20 protein-coding genes, 2 tRNA genes and 1 pseudogene are annotated in these 15952 nt (G+C 70.3%); 8 read left to right on the forward strand and 15 right to left on the reverse strand.

Going from position 1 to position 15952, the window contains the following annotated elements:
• Position 1: 1 nt before the first annotated feature.
• From D7D94_RS02330 to D7D94_RS02360, 7 genes and pseudogenes are all read right to left on the reverse strand, one after another.
• A complete protein-coding gene (locus D7D94_RS02330) occupies positions 2-478 on the reverse strand; it encodes a DUF2017 family protein (RefSeq protein WP_156241038.1) in 477 nt (158 codons plus the stop codon).
• Positions 479-488: 10 nt separating this feature from the next.
• Positions 489-791, reverse strand: coding sequence for an ATP-dependent Clp protease adapter ClpS (gene clpS, locus D7D94_RS02335; protein ID WP_156241039.1), 303 nt, complete (start codon positions 789-791; stop codon positions 489-491).
• A 5-nt stretch (positions 792-796) separates the two neighbouring features.
• Positions 797-1144: a metallopeptidase family protein gene (locus D7D94_RS02340; RefSeq protein ID WP_173024223.1), complete on the reverse strand. Its 348-nt coding sequence runs from the start codon at positions 1142-1144 to the stop codon at positions 797-799.
• Positions 1145-1170: 26 nt separating this feature from the next.
• Positions 1171-1335, reverse strand: a complete 165-nt coding sequence (locus D7D94_RS14230) for an SDR family oxidoreductase (protein WP_343032141.1) — start codon at positions 1333-1335, stop codon at positions 1171-1173.
• 144 nt (positions 1336-1479) lie between these two features.
• Positions 1480-1555, reverse strand: a tRNA-His gene (locus D7D94_RS02350).
• A gap of 38 nt (positions 1556-1593) precedes the next feature.
• A pseudogene (orn, locus tag D7D94_RS02355) lies at positions 1594-2216 on the reverse strand (oligoribonuclease).
• Positions 2217-2255: 39 nt separating this feature from the next.
• A tRNA-Arg gene (locus D7D94_RS02360) sits at positions 2256-2328 on the reverse strand.
• Positions 2329-2457: 129 nt separating this feature from the next.
• Here D7D94_RS02360 and D7D94_RS02365 point away from each other — a divergent pair.
• The gene (locus D7D94_RS02365) at positions 2458-2667 is read left to right on the forward strand and encodes a methyltransferase (RefSeq protein WP_156241040.1); all 210 of its coding nucleotides are present in this window, start codon (positions 2458-2460) and stop codon (positions 2665-2667) included.
• A gap of 11 nt (positions 2668-2678) precedes the next feature.
• On the opposite strand, the gene D7D94_RS02370 is transcribed toward D7D94_RS02365, so the two are convergent.
• Positions 2679-2933 (reverse strand): hypothetical protein, encoded by a 255-nt coding sequence (locus D7D94_RS02370; RefSeq protein ID WP_156241041.1) that lies wholly within the window; start codon positions 2931-2933, stop codon positions 2679-2681.
• Between the two features lie 68 nt (positions 2934-3001).
• Here D7D94_RS02370 and msrA point away from each other — a divergent pair, with 68 nt between their 5' ends.
• From msrA to ettA, 3 genes are all read left to right on the forward strand, one after another.
• Positions 3002-3547, forward strand: a complete 546-nt coding sequence (msrA, locus tag D7D94_RS02375) for a peptide-methionine (S)-S-oxide reductase MsrA (protein ID WP_156241042.1) — start codon at positions 3002-3004, stop codon at positions 3545-3547.
• 145 nt (positions 3548-3692) lie between these two features.
• Entirely contained in the window at positions 3693-4175 is a 483-nt protein-coding gene (locus D7D94_RS02380; RefSeq protein WP_156241043.1) for a single-stranded DNA-binding protein, read from the forward strand.
• A 90-nt stretch (positions 4176-4265) separates the two neighbouring features.
• The gene (ettA, locus tag D7D94_RS02385) at positions 4266-5945 is read left to right on the forward strand and encodes an energy-dependent translational throttle protein EttA (RefSeq protein ID WP_156241044.1); all 1680 of its coding nucleotides are present in this window, start codon (positions 4266-4268) and stop codon (positions 5943-5945) included.
• 60 nt (positions 5946-6005) lie between these two features.
• On the opposite strand, the gene D7D94_RS02390 is transcribed toward ettA, so the two are convergent.
• The 4 genes from D7D94_RS02390 to D7D94_RS02405 form a co-directional block, all read right to left on the reverse strand.
• Positions 6006-6887 (reverse strand): glycine betaine ABC transporter substrate-binding protein, encoded by an 882-nt coding sequence (locus tag D7D94_RS02390; protein WP_156241045.1) that lies wholly within the window; start codon positions 6885-6887, stop codon positions 6006-6008.
• 102 nt (positions 6888-6989) lie between these two features.
• Entirely contained in the window at positions 6990-7880 is an 891-nt protein-coding gene (locus tag D7D94_RS02395) for a glycine betaine ABC transporter substrate-binding protein (RefSeq protein ID WP_156241046.1), read from the reverse strand.
• A 98-nt stretch (positions 7881-7978) separates the two neighbouring features.
• The gene (locus tag D7D94_RS02400; protein ID WP_156241047.1) at positions 7979-8899 is read right to left on the reverse strand and encodes an ABC transporter permease; all 921 of its coding nucleotides are present in this window, start codon (positions 8897-8899) and stop codon (positions 7979-7981) included.
• The gene (locus tag D7D94_RS02405; RefSeq protein WP_156241048.1) at positions 8899-10254 is read right to left on the reverse strand and encodes a quaternary amine ABC transporter ATP-binding protein; all 1356 of its coding nucleotides are present in this window, start codon (positions 10252-10254) and stop codon (positions 8899-8901) included. The genes D7D94_RS02400 and D7D94_RS02405 overlap by 1 nt, the downstream gene beginning before the upstream one ends.
• A 383-nt stretch (positions 10255-10637) precedes the next feature.
• On the opposite strand from D7D94_RS02405, the gene D7D94_RS02410 reads away from it, so the two are divergent.
• From D7D94_RS02410 to sufU, 3 genes are read left to right on the forward strand one after another with little or no spacing between them, the layout of a single operon-like run.
• Positions 10638-11120, forward strand: coding sequence for an acyl-CoA thioesterase (locus D7D94_RS02410; protein ID WP_156241049.1), 483 nt, complete (start codon positions 10638-10640; stop codon positions 11118-11120).
• A gap of 57 nt (positions 11121-11177) precedes the next feature.
• Positions 11178-12443, forward strand: a complete 1266-nt coding sequence (locus D7D94_RS02415) for an aminotransferase class V-fold PLP-dependent enzyme (protein ID WP_156241050.1) — start codon at positions 11178-11180, stop codon at positions 12441-12443.
• Entirely contained in the window at positions 12440-12877 is a 438-nt protein-coding gene (sufU, locus tag D7D94_RS02420) for a Fe-S cluster assembly sulfur transfer protein SufU (RefSeq protein ID WP_156241051.1), read from the forward strand. The genes D7D94_RS02415 and sufU overlap by 4 nt, the downstream gene beginning before the upstream one ends.
• Here sufU and D7D94_RS02425 read toward each other — a convergent pair.
• Positions 12861-13709, reverse strand: a complete 849-nt coding sequence (locus D7D94_RS02425) for an acyl-CoA thioesterase (RefSeq protein WP_156243278.1) — start codon at positions 13707-13709, stop codon at positions 12861-12863. The genes sufU and D7D94_RS02425 overlap by 17 nt on opposite strands.
• A gap of 57 nt (positions 13710-13766) precedes the next feature.
• Between D7D94_RS02425 and D7D94_RS02430 the strand changes: the two genes are divergently transcribed.
• The gene (locus D7D94_RS02430) at positions 13767-14429 is read left to right on the forward strand and encodes a DUF8185 domain-containing protein (protein ID WP_156241052.1); all 663 of its coding nucleotides are present in this window, start codon (positions 13767-13769) and stop codon (positions 14427-14429) included.
• 36 nt (positions 14430-14465) lie between these two features.
• Here D7D94_RS02430 and D7D94_RS02435 read toward each other — a convergent pair whose 3' ends face one another.
• Both D7D94_RS02435 and D7D94_RS02440 read right to left on the reverse strand, forming a co-directional pair.
• On the reverse strand, positions 14466-14888 hold the full coding sequence (locus D7D94_RS02435) for a globin (RefSeq protein WP_156241053.1): 423 nt from the start codon (positions 14886-14888) through the stop codon (positions 14466-14468).
• A complete protein-coding gene (locus D7D94_RS02440) occupies positions 14885-15934 on the reverse strand; it encodes a mechanosensitive ion channel family protein (RefSeq protein WP_156241054.1) in 1050 nt (349 codons plus the stop codon). The genes D7D94_RS02435 and D7D94_RS02440 overlap by 4 nt, the downstream gene beginning before the upstream one ends.
• Between the last annotated feature and the right edge of the window lie 18 nt (positions 15935-15952).

The raw sequence follows: 15952 nt of genomic DNA on the forward strand, positions 1-15952 counted from the left end.
CTCAGGCGTCCTCGGCGGCCTGCAGCAGGCCGTCGAGACGGTAGCCCAGCCAGTCGTACAGCGCGAAGCGCGGGTCGTCCTCGTCATGGTCCTCGGCGGTCTGGATGCCGAGGCGGCTCGCCAGCACGAGGCGGACGGCCGCGAGCGTGCGCAGCCACGCGTCGAGCGCGGGCCCTTCGATGCTGACGTCGACGGGGGAGAGCGCGTCCTCCAGGGGCGCGTCGTCGATCCGCGCCAGATCCGCGAGGACGGCGGCTGCGTCCGCCGCGCGCCGTCCCAGGAGGTCTCCGCGCGTCACGCTGCGGAAGTCCGCGCCGGCCTCGCGGTCGTCGGGATATGCATCCGGCGTGAGGCGCTCCACGGCGGGATCGGCCTCGGCGGGCGTCTCGGCGACGAGGGACGCGAACTGCGTCACGAGATCGCGCAGGTGCGCGGCCTCGATCCGCGTCAGCGTGAGGATCACCAGCTTCTCGGTCATGCGGTCTTCCTCACATCGGGGCCCGGCGGACGGTCGCCCACAGGCCGTAGTCGTGCATCGCCTGGGCATGCAGCTCCATCTGCTCGCGGGCGCCCTCGGCGACGACCGCGTGGCCGTCGTTGTGCACCGCGAGCATGAGCTGCGTCGCCCGCTCCTCGCCGTAGCCGAAGTACTCGCGGAACACGCGCACGACGTAGTTCATGAGGTTGACCGGGTCGTCCCAGACCACCGTCTGCCACGGCGCCGAGCTCTCCGGAGCGACGACGAGGCGCACGTCCTCCTCGGTCGCGTGATCGGCCAGTGCACTCGTCATGCCGGTCACGCCCATCCCAGCTCGTGAAGCCGGGCATCATCGATGCCGTAGAAGTGCGCGATCTCGTGCACGAGCGTCGTGTGCACCTCGTCGCGGAGCTCGCTCTCCGTCGCGCACCGCTCCAGGTGCGCCTCGCGGAAGACGATGATGCGGTCGGGCAGCTCGCCCATGCCGTAGCGGTCGCGCTCGGTGACGGCGAGCCCGTCGTACAGGCCCAGCAGCTCCTCGCCGTCGTCGGAGCGGTCCTCGACGACGAACACGACGTTGTCCAGGCCGTCGACCATCTCGTCGGGCAGCTGATCCAGCTCATCCACCACGAGGGCCTCGAAGGCGTCGGTGTCCATGTCCATCATCGGCTTCCGAGTCTAGCCATCACTCCTCACAGCGTCGTCGTCAGTACGCCTCCCTCGGCGCGGATGGCCGCCCCGTTCGTCGCCGAGGCGAGCGGGCTGGCGAGGTAGGCCGCGAGATGGGCGATCTCACGGGGCTCCAGGAAGCGCTCCAGGAGCGACGCGGCGTTGCCCGATTCGATGCCTCGCTTCACGTCCGCGGGATCGATGCATCCAGCAGCGCCTCGGCGACGGTCGCGGGTGGACCCCTCGAGATGAGGGTCGGCGCACGTGACGACCGCGAAGTCGCCAGTCCGATGAAACGAGGAAACCCCCTGATCAACAGGGGGTTTCCGTCTTGGGGTGGCTGACGGGGCTTGAACCCGCGACCCCCGCGACCACAACGCGGTGCTCTACCAGCTGAGCTACAGCCACCATGTGCCCCGGCCTGCCGGGGCAACTTCTCTATTCTGTCATACGTTCGGAGTGAATGACGACACGACGTCGGCGGCGACGTGTCGCGCCTCCTCCGAGGTCGGTCCGTCGGCGACGAAGACCGCGCGGCGGTAGTACTCCAGCTCCCGGATGGACTCCAGGATGTCCGCGAGGGCGCGATGCCCGCCGTCCTTCGCCGGAGCCTGGAAGTACGCCCGCGGGTACCACCGGCGCGACAGCTCCTTGATGCTGGACACGTCGACGTTGCGGTAGTGCAGGTAGCCGTCGACCGCCGGCATGTAGCGCGCGAGGAACATCCGGTCCGTGCCGATGGTGTTGCCGGCCAGGGGGGCCTTGCGCTCGAGGGGGACGAAGCGCCGGATGTACTCCAGCGACAGCCGCTCCGCCTCGGCGAGGCTCACGCCCCCGGGATCTCCTCGAGAAGCCCCGACTTCCGGTGCATCTCCGTCACGAAGTCGCCCATGTTCTCGAGCGCCGCCTCGGACGGCTTGATGACCGCCTGGAACCCGGGGTCGAGGATGCGCAGCTCGAAGTCGGTCACGACGATCGCGATCTCGACGAGCTCATCGACCGCGAGGTCGAGGCCGGTCATCTCGCAGTCGATCCAGACGAGTCGGTCGTTCTCGGAGGCACCTGACATCCCCCCAGCCTATCGACGGGGCGGACACTCGGCTCGCGGTCCCCCAGGCACGATTCGAACGTGCGGCCTGCGAATTAGAAGTTCGTTGCTCTATCCACTGAGCTACTGGGGGTCGATCCCAGGTTACCGAGTTCGGCCCGGTGCGTCATCTCGACCGCCGTGAGCTGCGACTGAACCCCTGGTGCGCAGGGTGTTCTCCTCGTACCGTCGAAGGTGGGGCAGTCAGCGGAGGGGGACGAAGATGACGATCACGCGAACGAGTCGACTGTGGGTCGCACACGGTCCGGTCGGAGCCGTCGGGTCGATCCGAGAGGTCGACGGCCAGTACGAGGTGCGGATGGTCGGCGCCGATCGAGCGGTCGGCACCTACCCGCAGCTCGAGATCGCGAAGCGCGCGCTGCACGCGCACCTGAAGCCGGGCGCGGAGCGTCCGGAGTTCCGGAGGCACTGAATCACGCGCGCTCAGCGCGACAGCAGGAGCGTCTCGACGGCTTCGTCGGCGGTCCAGAACTCGCCGATGGCGACGAGCGCGCCCCCACGGAGCCGCTCTGCGCGATAGCGCATGCCCGCGTCGGACTCGAGCGCGCGCAGGTGGCCGGCGACGCGCCCGTCGGGAGCGAGGACCCGCCAGAGCGAGGCGCCCGCGCGCGCGAGCCGCCCACGGCGGACCCTCGGCTGCGCGAGGGGAATGGCGACGGCGACGGCGGTGTTGGTCATCGGTGATCCCTCCTGAGCTTCTCTGCGACGATAGGAGGGGGTTCCGACATTCGTTCTGAGGAGTGCACATGACCGAGACGTACGTCATCGCCGGCGGCTGCTTCTGGTGTCTGGACGCCGCGTATCGAGCGCTGCGAGGCGTCTCATCCGTCGTCTCCGGATACACGGGCGGGCGCCGCCCCCATCCCACCTACGAGCAGGTGTGCACGGGCGCAACCGGGCACGCCGAGGCGGTGAAGGTGACGTTCGACCCCGAGGTCATCGCGCCCGAGATCATCCTCGACGCGTTCTTCACGATGCACGACCCGCGTCAGCTGAACCATCAGGGGGCGGACCGCGGCACCCAGTACCGCAGCGCCATGTTCTACGAGAGCGACGAGCAGCGCGCCCTCTTCGAGGCGGCGCGTGAGCGCGCGGCCGAGATCTGGGACGCACCGGTCGGCGACGAAGAGGGCACGATCGTCACGCGCATCGAGCCCCTGGGCGACTTCTACGACGCCGAGGACTATCACCAGGACTTCTTCGCGAAGAACCCGACGCAGGGCTACTGCCTCGCGGTGGCGGCGCCCAAGGTGAACAAGGTCCGCGCGCGCTTCGCCCAGTACGCCGCCTGACATCCAGCGAACCCCTCCGACACCGCGTGCACAGCGGTGCGGAGGGGTTCGCTGCGTCCACAGATGCGCGCTGCTCGCTCCGCAGGGCTCTCGCAGGGGGTGTCCTGGATGCAGTCGGGGATCGTCCCCGGCGGAAGGGATCCCCATGACCGATCAGATCGTGGTGGTGGGCAACATCGCGAACGACCCGACGTCCACCACGCTCGCCGACGGCACCGCCGTCCTCCGCTTCCGTCTCGCGACGAATCCGCGGCACTACGCCCGTGACAAGGCGGCCTGGGTCGAGGAGCCGGCGAACTTCTACAAGGTGTCGGCGTTCAGGTCGCTGGCGTCCAACGGCGCCCTGTCGCTGTCGAAGGGCATGCGCGTGCTGATCACGGGGCGGCTCCGGGTGCGCCCGTGGGAGAACGACAAGGGAGCCAAGGGCACCGATGTGGAGATCACCGCCGACAATCTCGCCGTCGACCTGCTCTTCGGCACCGTCTCGTACTCGAAGAACGCCGGCGTCGAGATCCGACGGGAGGAATCCGAGCCGACGCAGGAGCCGGACACAGCGTGGAGCACGGCGCCGCTCGGCGAGTCGGAGATGGTCGGAGAGGAGGCGGAGCGCGAGCTCTCGCCGTTCTGAGAGACCGCCCGCGCCGGCGTTCCCCTGTCGACCCGCTCGCCGGCGCGGGCCATCCGCTCCTCAGCCATGGCCCTCTAGACTGGACCTCAAATGGCTGAATACATCTACCAAATGGTGCGCGCCCGCAAGACGGTGGGCGACAAGCTCATCCTCGACGACGTGACCATGTCGTTCCTGCCCGGCGCGAAGATCGGCATGGTGGGCCCGAACGGCGCCGGCAAGTCGACGATCCTCAAGATCATGGCCGGCCTCGACCAGCCCTCCAACGGCGACGCGAAGCTCACCCCGGGCTTCACCGTCGGCATCCTCATGCAGGAGCCGGAGCTCGACGAGTCGAAGACCGTGCTGGAGAACATCCAGGACGGCATCGCCATCAAGGCCAAGCTCGACCGCTTCAACGAGATCTCCGCCCTCATGGCCGAGCCCGACGCGGACTTCGATGCGCTGCTGGCCGAGATGGGCACGCTGCAGGAGGAGATCGACGCCGCCGACGGCTGGGACCTCGACTCGCAGCTGGAGCAGGCGATGGACGCTCTGCGGACGCCGCCCGGGGACGCCGCCATCGCGCCGCTCTCCGGTGGCGAGAAGCGCCGCGTGGCACTGGCGAAGCTGCTGCTGCAGAAGCCCGATCTGCTGCTCCTCGACGAGCCCACCAACCACCTGGACGCCGAGAGCGTGCTCTGGCTCGAGCAGCACCTGCAGGCGTACAAGGGCGCGGTCATCGCGATCACCCACGATCGGTACTTCCTCGACCACGTCGCGGAGTGGATCGCCGAGGTCGATCGCGGTCGCCTCTACCCCTACGAGGGCAACTACTCGACCTACCTGGAGAAGAAGGCCGAGCGCCTCGACGTCCAGGGCAAGAAGGACGCCAAGCTCCAGAAGCGCCTCAAGGAGGAGCTGGAGTGGGTCCGCTCCAACGCCAAGGGGCGCCAGGCGAAGTCGAAGGCGCGTCTGGCGCGCTATGAGGAGATGGCGAACGAGGCCGAGCGCACGCGCAAGCTCGACTTCGAGGAGATCCAGATCCCCGCGGGTCCGCGCCTGGGATCCGTCGTCATCGAGGCGAAGAAGCTCGAGAAGGGCTTCGACGGGCGCACGCTCATCGACGGCCTCTCCTTCAGCCTGCCGCCGAACGGCATCGTCGGCGTCATCGGCCCGAACGGCGTCGGCAAGACCACGCTGTTCAAGACGATCGTGGGCCTGGAGCCCCTCGACGGCGGCGACCTGAAGATCGGCGAGACGGTCAAGATCAGCTACGTCGACCAGTCGCGCGCGAACATCGACCCCGAGAAGACGCTGTGGGAGGTCGTGTCCGACGGGCTCGACTACATCACCGTCGGCAAGATCGAGATCCCCTCGCGCGCCTACGTGTCGAAGTTCGGCTTCAAGGGTCCGGACCAGCAGAAGAAGGCCGGTGTCCTCTCCGGTGGCGAGCGCAACCGGCTGAACCTCGCGCTGACGCTGAAGGAGGGCGGCAACCTGCTCCTCCTCGACGAGCCGACGAACGACCTCGACGTGGAGACGCTGGGATCGCTGGAGAACGCGCTGCTCGAGTTCCCCGGCTGCGCGGTGGTCATCACGCACGACCGCTGGTTCCTCGACCGCATCGCCACGCACATCCTCGCCTATGAGGGCACCGACGAGAACCCGGCCCAGTGGCACTGGTTCGAGGGCAACTTCGAGGCGTACGAGGCGAACAAGATCGAGCGGCTCGGCGCCGACGCGGCCCGTCCGCACCGCGCGACGCACCGCAAGCTCACGCGCGACTGATCGCGCCGGATACGACGAAGGCCGCCCCGGGAAACGGGGCGGCCTTCGTCGTATGCGGCGTTAGCTGGTGAGCGAGTCGACGTACTCCCGGTTGTCCTCGATCCACGCGTCGACGATCGGACCGTAGTCGTCGGTGTCGTTGTCGACGAACATGGCGCTCTCCAGATCCTGCAGCTGGTCGAGGCTCATCTCGAAGTCGCTCAGCCACTCGGCGACCTCCGGGTAGTCCGCCGAGAAGTCCTCGCGCGCGAAGACGTGCATCGACTCGGCGGTGCCGAGCGTCCCCTCCGGGTCCTCGAGATTCTTCAGGTCGTACGTCCCGTAGGCCCAGTGCGGCTCCCACAGGGTCACGACGATGTCGTCGCCGGCCGCCATGGCAGCATCGAGCTCGGTGAGCATGGCCGCCGTCGAGGAGGTGGTGAACTCCATGCCCTCGAGCCCGTACGTCGGGATCGTGTCGTTCTCCACGGCCTGCGTGAGTCCTGCCCCGGCCTCGATGCCGATGATCTGCCCGCCGAAGGTGTCGGCGGCTCCCGCGAGCTCCTCGAGGGAGTCGATGGGCGCGTTCGCGTTCACGGCGACGGTGTTGCGGGCCTCGTCGTTCCACACCCCGAGGTCCTCCATCGAATCGCCGAACTGCTCCACATACGACCCATGCGTGACGGGCAGCCACGCGTCGGTGTAGAAGTCGTAGTCGCCGGTCGAGAGACCCGCGTACACCGGAGCGACATCGGCGTACTCCAGGTTCACCGAGTAGCCCTCCTCCTCGAGCACCGCCTTCCACAGCTCGCCGCTGGCCACGGCCTCGTCCCAGCCCGCGATGACCGGCACAGTGAGCTCTCCCTTCGAGGCGGTGCCGCCGGCGTCGGATGAGCAGCCCGCGAGAGCGAGCGGGGTGACGGCGGCGAGGACGGCGAGCATCCGGGTGGTGGCGTTCTTCATCGTGTTCTCCTTGTCGGTTATGCGCACGAGGCGTGCGGGAATGCGCAGGGGCCGCCCTCGCGAAAACCGCGGGGGCGGCCCCTGCCGTGACGAGCGCGAGGCTCAGCTGGTGAGCGAGTCCACGTACTCCTGGTTGTCCTCGATCCACTGGTCGATCAGCGGCGCGTAGTCGTCGGTGTCGTTCTCGACGAAGAGGAGGTTCTCGAGGTCGTACAGGGTGTCGAGGTCCATCTCGAAGTTCGACAGCCACTCGGCCACCTCGGGGAAGTCCTCGCCGAAGCCCTCGCGGCCGTAGGAGTAGAGGCTCTCGGCGTCGCCGAGCGCGCCCTCCGGGTCCTCGAGGTTCTTGATGTCGTAGGCGCCGTACGCCCAGTGGGGCTCCCACAGCGTCACGACGATGTTCTCGCCCGACTGCTCGGCCGCTTCGAGCTCGGTGAGCATCGCCGCGGTGGAGGAGGTCGTGAAGTCCATGTCCTCCAGGCCGTAGGTCGGGATCACGGACTCGTCCATGGTGAGCGTCAGCCCCGCACCCGGCTCGATGCCGACGATCTGGTCGCCGAACTCGCCCGCGCTGTCGGCGAGCTCGGAGAGCGAGTCGATCGGGGCATCGGAGTTCACCGCGACCGTGAGCCGCGACTCGTCGTTCCACGCGCCCAGCTCCTCGATGGAGTCGCCGAACTTCTCCAGGTACGACGCGTGCGTGACGGGCAGCCACACGTCGGTCGTGAAGTCGTAGTCGCCGGTGGAGAGGCCGGTGAAGAGCGGCGCCACGTCGGCGTACTCCAGCTCGACGTCGTACCCCTCGTCCTCCAGGACGGCCTTCCACAGCTCGGAGGTGGCGACGCCCTCATCCCAGCCGTTGAAGACCGCGATGGTGATGCTGCCCTTCGAGTCGCCGTCGCCGCCCGCGGACTCCTCCGAGCCGGCGCAGCCGGTGAGGGCGAGGGCCGCCGTCGCGGTGAGGGCGGTGAAAGCGAGAATGCGCTTGGTCATGCGTGTGTTCCTTCCTCGGCGGGAGAGTCTCTCCGCGCCGCCTGCATCGGCATGCGTTCCGATGCGACGAAGCCATGCGGCTCCGCAGGTGTGTGGGGTCAGGCCGCGACGGCGACGGGCTCCGGCCGGTCCGCGGTCGCGGAGCGGTCGGCGCGCGCGGCGTGCGTCGTCTTCAGGTGCGCGAGCAGGCCCATCCGCTTGCCGAAGGAGCCGGTGAGGCGATCGAGGATGATCGCGAGGATGACCACGGAGAGGCCGGCCTCGACGCCGAGAGCGGTGTCGAGCCGGTTGAGGGACGCGACCACGTCGCCGCCGAGACCGCCCGCGCCGACCATGCCGGCGATGACCACCATCGACAGCGCCAGCATGATCACCTGGTTGACGCCGGCCATGATGGTCGGCAGGGCCAGCGGCAGCTGGATCTGACGGAGGATGCGGCCGCCGGTGGAGCCGAACGCGTGCCCGGCTTCGACGACCTCGCGGTCCACGCCGCGGATCCCGAGCTCGGTGAGTCGGACCCCGGGGGCCATGGCGAACACGATGGTCGCGAAGATGCCCGGCGCGACGCCCACGCGGAACAGCAGCAGCGCGGGGATCAGGTAGACGAAGGCGGGCATCGTCTGCAGGAAGTCGAGCACCGGACGCAGGATCTTCGACACGAGGTCGCTCTTGGCCGCCGCGATCCCGAGCGGGATGCTGAGCACGAGCGCCCACACCGTCGCGACGATGATGAGGGCGAGCGAGCTCATGGCGTTGTCCCACTGGTCCACGGCCGCGATCAGGAGGAGCCCGACGCCGGAGCCGATGCCGAACACCCAGCCGCGCGCGAGGACGCCGACGACCAGGGCGATCGCGGCGATGATCCAGAACGAGGGGGCGCCGAACACGAGTGCGAGGGCGTCGTACATGCCGACGAAGACGGTGCGGATCACGTCGAACAGGCCGCCGAGGTTGTCGACGACCCACTGGATGGCCTCGGCGACGACGTCGCCGAGTGGGAGGCGGATGAAGCCGTCCATCAGCGCACCCCCTCCGCCTCGAGGGCTCCGCCTTCGACCGAGCCGTCCGGGTCCGTCTCCGCGAGGAGCTGGTCGATCACGGTCGTGGGAACGGGGCGCAGGGGCAAGGTGATCTCCTCTGTGGCGCCGGGTCCGGGGCCGAGGGCGGCGAGCAGGGTGACGCGCGGGATGACGCCGACGAGGCGCCCGATGCTGTCGGTCACCGCCAGCGGCAGCGGCGACTCCACGGCCGGCACGAAGAGGTCCATCAGGACGTCGTCCTCGCTCACGGCCTGCGGCACCGGCTTCAGGATGGTCGACAGCGCGTTCTCGCCCTTGCGGACGAGCTTCATCGCATCGCGGTCGGAGATGATGCCGAGAAGTCGCCGGTCGCGGCCGACGACGTAGGTGGCGGACGTGTAGGCGTCGCGCATGGTGCGCAGTGCCGTGCGCGGTCCCGCGCTCTCCGCGACGACCGGGCGCGGCCGCTCCATGACGTTCCCCGCGGTGAGCACGCGTGCGCGGTCGACGTCCTGCACGAACTGCTCGACGTAGTCGTTCGCGGGATCCGTGAGGATGTCCTCGGGCGTCCCGATCTGCACGATGCGGCCGTCGCGCATCACGGCGATGCGGTCGCCGAGGTGCATGGCCTCGTTGAGGTCGTGGGTGATGAAGACGATGGTCTTGCCGAGTCGCTGCTGCAGCTCCAGCAGCTGATCCTGCATCTCGCGCCGGATGAGCGGGTCGAGCGCGCTGAAGGCCTCGTCCATCAGCAGGATGTCGGTGTCGGCGGCGAGGGCGCGGGCGATGCCGACGCGCTGCTGCATGCCGCCCGAGAGCTGGGCGGGCAGCTTGTCCCCCCAGCCGGAGAGTCCGACCAGCTCCAGGATCTCGGCGGCTTTGGCCATCCGCTCGGCCCGCCCGACGCCCTGCAGCTCGAGCGGGTAGGCGACGTTCGCGGCCACCGTGCGGTGGGGGAGCAGCGCGAAGTGCTGGAACACCATGGAGATGCGGTCGCGCCGGATCTCGCGCAGGCGGGCGGACGGGATGCCGGTGATCGGCTCGCCGTTGACCGTCACGGTGCCGGCGGTGATGTCGTGCAGTCCGTTCAGCATGCGGATGAGCGTCGACTTGCCGGAGCCGGAGAGGCCCATGACGACGAAGATCTCGCCGCGGCGGACTTCGAAGGAGGCGTCGATGACGGCGGCGGTGGCGCCCTCGAGCTGGTCGCGCGGGGTGCCTGCTCTGAGGCGCTCCACGGCGTCGTGCGGACGTCGGCCGAAGACCTTGTAGAGGCCTTCCGCGCGCAGGGCGATGGTCGTGTCGGTGTCGGTCACGTTCTCCTGTGCCGAGCGCGCATCGTCGGGCAGCAACATCCGCGCTCGGTCGTCGGTTGTGGTCCGGGCGGACGAGGGGGCCGGGTTTCGGGCACCTGGCGCACGGCCGTCCGGGTTGACGGTCGCTCGTCGGCCATACGCGCACCGCGTGAGCGGCGTTCGCGGTCCTAGGCGGGCCACCGCACGGCCGAGCCGGAGCACGTCGCGGACGGTGGGAGCCCGCTTCGTGTTGCGGCGAGGCGGGCTGTCGTCACCATAGCAACGGGGCCGAGGTCGGCGTGGGCGCACTTCCACGCTCGCCGGACCGCCGCGATCCGCGTCAGGGCACGGGAGAAGCGGGTATCGTCGAGCGCGGACGCCGGGTCGCCACTGTGACCCGATCGTTACCGCCACGGCCGGAATCCGGCCGGGAGAGGACTCGGATGACACGCGTGCACGTCCCCATCCAGCTGCGGTGGGGCGACCTCGACGCCTTCGGGCACGTCAACAACGCCGCGATGCTGCGGCTGCTCGAGGAGGCGCGCTGCCGGGCGTTCTTCCGCGCGGAGGACTCCGGCGACGACGTGCCGCCCACCGCCGTGTTCGATCCCGAGGTCCTTGGTTCCCCGACGGGCGTCGCCACCCTCATCGCGCGGCAGAGCATCGAATACCTGCGCCCCGTGCCGTATCGGCACCGGCCGCTGGACGTGCAGCTGTGGATCGGCCGCCTCGGCGGCTCCAGCATCGACGTCTGCTACGAGGTGCACAGCGCCGAGGGCGAGGAGGAGCGCGTAACCTACGCGCGCGCGGATGCGGTCGTCGTGCTCGTCGACGTGGAGTCCGCCCGCCCCGTGCGACTGACGCCGGCGATGCGCGCCGCGTGGGAGCCGTACGTCGAGGAACCTGTGACGTTCACCCGCCGCTGAGCGGCCGGGCGGATGAGAGACTGGAAGACGCCCTACCCGCCCTGCAGGGAGCTCACCATGTCGTTCGTCTCGCCCGCGCCGCTCCGCGAGGACATCCGCGCGGACTTCCCCGGCATCGCCGGCCGCCCCGACCGCGTCTACCTCGACTCGGCGGCGACCTCGCAGCGCCCCGAGTCGGTGATCGCCGCGGAGGCGGACTTCGCGCGCCGCGACTATGCGGCCGTGCACCGCGGCTCGAGCCTCGCGACGGGGGAGGCCACGTACGCCTTCGAATCCGCGCGGGAGCGGGTCGCGGCCTTCGTCGGGGCGGGGGAGCGGGAGGTCGTCTGGACCGCCAGCGCCACCGACGCGCTCAACGTGGTGGCGCTCGGGATGTCCGACGCGTCCGCCGGCCTCGGCGGCGACCGCTTCGCGCTGCGGCCGGGCGACGAGATCCTCGTCACCGAGGCCGAGCACCACGCCGACCTCATCCCGTGGCAGCGCCTCGCCCGACGCACCGGCGCGACACTGCGCTGGGTGCCCGTCGACGAGCGCGGACTCTGGACGATCGACGACCTGCGCGCGCAGCTCAGCAGCCGCACCCGGGTCATCGCGTTCGCTCACGTGTCCAACGTCACCGGCATGATCGCGCCGGTCGCCGACATCGCCGCGCTCGCGCAGGAGGCGGGCGCGCTCACCGTGCTCGATGCCTGCCAGTCCGCGCCGCACCTGCCGTTGGATCTCGGTCGGCTGGGCGTCGACTTCGCCGCGTTCTCGGGCCACAAGATGCTGGGGCCGAACGGCGTGGGCGTGCTGTACGGGCGGGCGGCGCTCCTCGACGAGCTGCCGCCGGCGCGCACGGGCGGCTCGGCGATCACGACCGTGACGATGACGGACGCGGAGTTCCTGCCCGCGCCGCAGCGATTCGAGGCCGGGACGCAGCCGGTGACGCAGATCGTCGGGCTCGGCGCGGCGGTCGACTACCTGGCGGCGCTCGGGATGGCGAACGTGCGCGCGCACGAGGATTCTCTCGCGGCGGAGCTGATCGACGCCGTGGTCTCGGTGCCCGGCGTGCGGCTGATCGGCCCGCCCCCCGGCGCGCCCCGGGCGGCGCTCGCGAGCTTCGACGTCGAGGGAGTGCACGCGCACGATGTCGGCCAGTTCCTCGACGACCGCGGCATCACGGTGCGGACCGGCCACCACTGTGCGCAGCCACTGCACCGACGGCTCGGGCTCACGTCCACCACGCGCGCGAGCGCGTCGGTCTACACCACTTCGGCGGAGATCGCCGCGCTGCGCGACGCGCTCGGCGAGGTCCGCGGGTTCTTCGGAGCGGACCGATGAGCGGCGACCTGCAGGGGCTCTACCAGGAGCTCATCCTCGATCACGCCCGCAACCCCGAGGGCAAGGGCGACCCGACACCGCTCGCGCACACGCACCACGAGCTGAACCCGTCGTGCGGTGACGAGATCACCGTGGGCGTCACCCTGGCCGAGGACGGCACGATCGCGCAGCTCCGATGGGATGGCCACGGCTGCTCGATCTCGATGGCCTCCGCCTCGATCATGACCGGCCTCCTCGAGCACGCCTCCCGCGAGGAGGCGCTCGCGCTCATCGACGAATTCCGCACCATGCTGCGCTCCCGCGGAGCGGTCGCGCCTTCGGAGGCGCTGGGCGATGCGGCGGCGCTGCAGGGCGTCGCGAAGTACGTCATGCGCATCAAGTGCGCGATGCTGGGCTGGGTGGCGCTGGAGGCCGACCTCAAGCAGGCGTTGTGACCGGCGTCCGCAGCATGATCTCCTGCGCGACCGAGGCCACCAGCTCGCCCGAGCGCGCGTAGATCCGCCCGAACGCCAGCCCGCGCCCGCCCTGCGCGCCGGGAGACTCCTGCACGTAGAGCATCCACTCGTCGGCCCGAGCAGGACGGTGCCACCACATCGCGTGGTCGAGGCTCGCGACCTTCAGGCCGGGTGCCGCCCACGACAGTCCGGCGCCCCGCAGCGACGGCTCCTGGATCGTGTAGTCGCTGAGATACGCGAGCGCCGCCTGATGAAGGAGCCGGTCGTCGCCGATCGGCCGCCGCACGCGCGTCCAGACGGCCTGCGTCGGCTGCGCGCCGTCGGGCGCGGGGCCCATGAGGCTCCCCTCGATGTGCCGCACCTCGATCGGGTTCGCCGCCAGCAGGCGCCGGGACTGCGGGTGACGCTCGGGGTCGGCCGCCGGGTCCGGCAGCTCCTCGGGGCCGGGGACGTCGGGCATCGGCAGCTGGTGCTCGACGCCCTGGTCCTCGTCCTGGAAGGAGAGGATGCCCGAGAAGATCGGCACCCCGTCCTGATACCCCTGCACGCGGCGCCGCGCGAACGACCGACCGTCGTGGATGCGGTCCACCCCGAAGGTGATGTCCTTCGTCATGTCGCCGGGGCGCAGGAAGTACCCGTGCAGCGAGTGCGCGAAGCGGTCGTCCGGCAGCGTCCGCGCGGCCGCCGCGACGACCTGCGAGAGCACCTGCCCGCCGAACACCCGGCCGCCCGGCATGTAGTGCGAGCGCCCGAGGAAGATGTCCTCGTGCGTCCGCGCGGCCATCCGCTCGAGCTCGATCACGTCGAGCATGATCTGGACCGGGTCGTCTGGGCGGGGCTCGATGGTCACATTGCTAGTTTAGAGCGGGTGACCGCTCGCCTTCTGCTCGCCGATGCCCCGACCGCGCGTGACGCGCTGACCTTCGCGGGCCGCGCCTCCCGTATCGGCGACGAGGGGGTGCGCCTGCAGGCGACCGGTGGCGTCCTCGTGATGTCCTCCGCCGCGCTCGCGCCGCAGGGCCTCCTCGACCGCACGCCGACCGTGCTCGCGATGCGCGTGCTGCGCGCGGATCCCGAGCTGGAGTGCGATCTGACGGTCGCGTCCCTCGCGGAGACCGAGGACCCGAGCGCGCTCGCGCTGCCCGACACCGCGCTGGCTCCCGCGTGGGCGGGCGTCTCGCCGCCGCGCGGCGGCTGGACGCCGGCGGGCGGGATCGCGGCGGCGGTGCTCGCGAGCCGCGCGCAGTGGGGGATCGCGGCGGTCGCTCACGCCCTGCCCGCGCAGCCCGGCGAGGACGTGGTGCGCACGGTGCGGGGCAGCATCTGGGGCGAGCCCGACGAGGAGCTTGCGGGCCTGCCGCGCGGTGTGGCGTTCGCGGCGTTCTCGTTCGGCTTCATCGGCGGCGAGGAGGAGGCGCGCGTGTCCACCGCGGGCCGCTGGACGCGCGTCACGCTCGAGCGCGGTCACATCCTCACGCGCGGCCCGGCAGCGGTGGGGCTGACCCCGGTGCGGGAGACCGGCGTGCGCTGACGCGGGGGCCGGGCGGTGCGGATGGCCCGGCTCGGGTCAGCGGCCGGGCTGCGGCTCGAAGGTGTTGACCATGGCGTGCGCGGCGCGCTCGAGGTAGTCCCACAGCGTGGCCTCGTGCACGGGGGAGAGCTCGAGCTCGTCGACGGCGCGGCGCATGTGCGCGAGCCAGCGGTCGCGCGCCTCCGGGTCGATGTGGAACCCGGCGTGGCGCATGCGCAGGCGCGGGTGGCCGCGCGTCTCGCTGTAGGTGGTCGGACCGCCCCAGTACTGCTCGAGGAACATCAGCATCCGCTCCTCGGCCGCGGCGAGGTCGACCTCGGGGTACATGGGCTTCAGGACCTCGTCGTCGGCGATCCCGCGATAGAACGCGGCGGCGAGCTTCACGAACGTCTCGTGCCCGCCCACCTGCTCGTAGAACGTGCCCACTCCCAGGGGGCGCAGGCTCTTCGGCTCGCTCATGATCCGGACTCCTCTTCGCTCTGACGCTGCGCGGCGCCGCTGCGGGGGCGCCAGGTCGGTCGTTCCGGCAGCTCGCTGGTGAGCGTCGGCGGGTTGGCGCCGCGCACCCGGAGCGCACCCTCGGCGCCCTCGAGCACTGCACGCGCGATGCCGGTGACGTCGATGCCCTCGTTGAGGAGCACGGCGCGCAGACGCTCGCGCAGCTCGCGCGCCACGTCGTCCTTCGCGGTGGGCTTGGCCTTGATGACGAGGCGGATGACCAGGGTGTCGCCCTCGAGCGACTCCAGTCCCCAGACCTCCGGCTCGCCGATGACGCGCGAGCGCCAGCGCGGATCGTGTGCGAGGGCCAGAGCGGTGTCGGTCAGCAGGTGCTCGACGTCCTCGATGACGATGTCCTTGGGGAGGGTGAGGTCGAGCACGACGCGCGACCATCCCTGCGTCATGTTGCCGATGCGGGTGATCTCGCCGTTCCGCACGTACCAGAGCACGCCGTTCACATCGCGCACGTGGGTGATCCGGATGCTGACGAACTCCACCACGCCGGTCGCGAGCCCGAGGTCGACGACGTCGCCGATGCCGACCTGGTCCTCCGCGACGATGAAGATGCCGTTGAGCACGTCCTTGACGATGTTCTGCGCGCCGAAGCCGAGCCCCGCGCCCAGCGCGGCCGTGAGGAGCGACAGCGACGCCAGCACGTTCGGCGCGAGGATCGAGGCCACCAGCACGAGCGCGACGATCACCATCGTGATGTTCACGACGTTGGTGAGGATGGAGCCGAGCGTGCGGGTGCGCTGGACGACGCGCACCGCGGCGAGCGGCGAACGCTCGAGCGCTCGGGTGTCGTCGACCTTCGCCTTGCTCTTGGCGCCCTCGACGATGCGCTTCACGACGCGCCGGATGACGAAGCGCAGCACCCAGGCGATGAGCACGCAGACGGCCACGGCGACAGCCGCCCACAGCAGCTTCAGGCCGAACGCGCCGAGATTCTCGAGCAGCGTCTGCCAGAAGGTGAGGTCGGCCAGATCCTTGGTGTCGGTGTTCATCATCCCCTCGATCGTACGGCG

Source organism: Microbacterium oryzae, from assembly GCF_009735645.1.
GTDB classification, from domain to species: Bacteria; Actinomycetota; Actinomycetes; order Actinomycetales; family Microbacteriaceae; genus Microbacterium; species Microbacterium oryzae.

Bases quoted from the DNA above. Each gene is read 5' to 3' on its own strand.
- D7D94_RS02435 (WP_156241053.1), bottom strand. From the start codon at position 14,888: ATGAGCGAGCCGAAGAGCCTGCGCCCCCTGGGAGTGGGCACGTTCTAC.
- D7D94_RS02415 (WP_156241050.1), top strand. From the start codon at position 11,178: ATGTCGTTCGTCTCGCCCGCGCCGCTCCGCGAGGACATCCGCGCGGAC.
- D7D94_RS02400 (WP_156241047.1), bottom strand. From the start codon at position 8,899: ATGGACGGCTTCATCCGCCTCCCACTCGGCGACGTCGTCGCCGAGGCC.
- D7D94_RS02340 (WP_173024223.1), bottom strand. From the start codon at position 1,144: ATGATGGACATGGACACCGACGCCTTCGAGGCCCTCGTGGTGGATGAG.
- D7D94_RS02365 (WP_156241040.1), top strand. From the start codon at position 2,458: ATGACGATCACGCGAACGAGTCGACTGTGGGTCGCACACGGTCCGGTC.
- D7D94_RS02410 (WP_156241049.1), top strand. From the start codon at position 10,638: ATGACACGCGTGCACGTCCCCATCCAGCTGCGGTGGGGCGACCTCGAC.
- D7D94_RS02425 (WP_156243278.1), bottom strand. From the start codon at position 13,709: ATGCTCGACGTGATCGAGCTCGAGCGGATGGCCGCGCGGACGCACGAG.
- D7D94_RS02330 (WP_156241038.1), bottom strand. From the start codon at position 478: ATGACCGAGAAGCTGGTGATCCTCACGCTGACGCGGATCGAGGCCGCG.
- msrA (WP_156241042.1), top strand. From the start codon at position 3,002: ATGACCGAGACGTACGTCATCGCCGGCGGCTGCTTCTGGTGTCTGGAC.
- sufU (WP_156241051.1), top strand. From the start codon at position 12,440: ATGAGCGGCGACCTGCAGGGGCTCTACCAGGAGCTCATCCTCGATCAC.
- D7D94_RS02370 (WP_156241041.1), bottom strand. From the start codon at position 2,933: ATGACCAACACCGCCGTCGCCGTCGCCATTCCCCTCGCGCAGCCGAGG.
- D7D94_RS02390 (WP_156241045.1), bottom strand. From the start codon at position 6,887: ATGAAGAACGCCACCACCCGGATGCTCGCCGTCCTCGCCGCCGTCACC.
- D7D94_RS02405 (WP_156241048.1), bottom strand. From the start codon at position 10,254: ATGTTGCTGCCCGACGATGCGCGCTCGGCACAGGAGAACGTGACCGAC.
- D7D94_RS02440 (WP_156241054.1), bottom strand. From the start codon at position 15,934: ATGATGAACACCGACACCAAGGATCTGGCCGACCTCACCTTCTGGCAG.
- D7D94_RS02395 (WP_156241046.1), bottom strand. From the start codon at position 7,880: ATGACCAAGCGCATTCTCGCTTTCACCGCCCTCACCGCGACGGCGGCC.
- clpS (WP_156241039.1), bottom strand. From the start codon at position 791: ATGACGAGTGCACTGGCCGATCACGCGACCGAGGAGGACGTGCGCCTC.
- ettA (WP_156241044.1), top strand. From the start codon at position 4,266: ATGGCTGAATACATCTACCAAATGGTGCGCGCCCGCAAGACGGTGGGC.
- D7D94_RS02380 (WP_156241043.1), top strand. From the start codon at position 3,693: ATGACCGATCAGATCGTGGTGGTGGGCAACATCGCGAACGACCCGACG.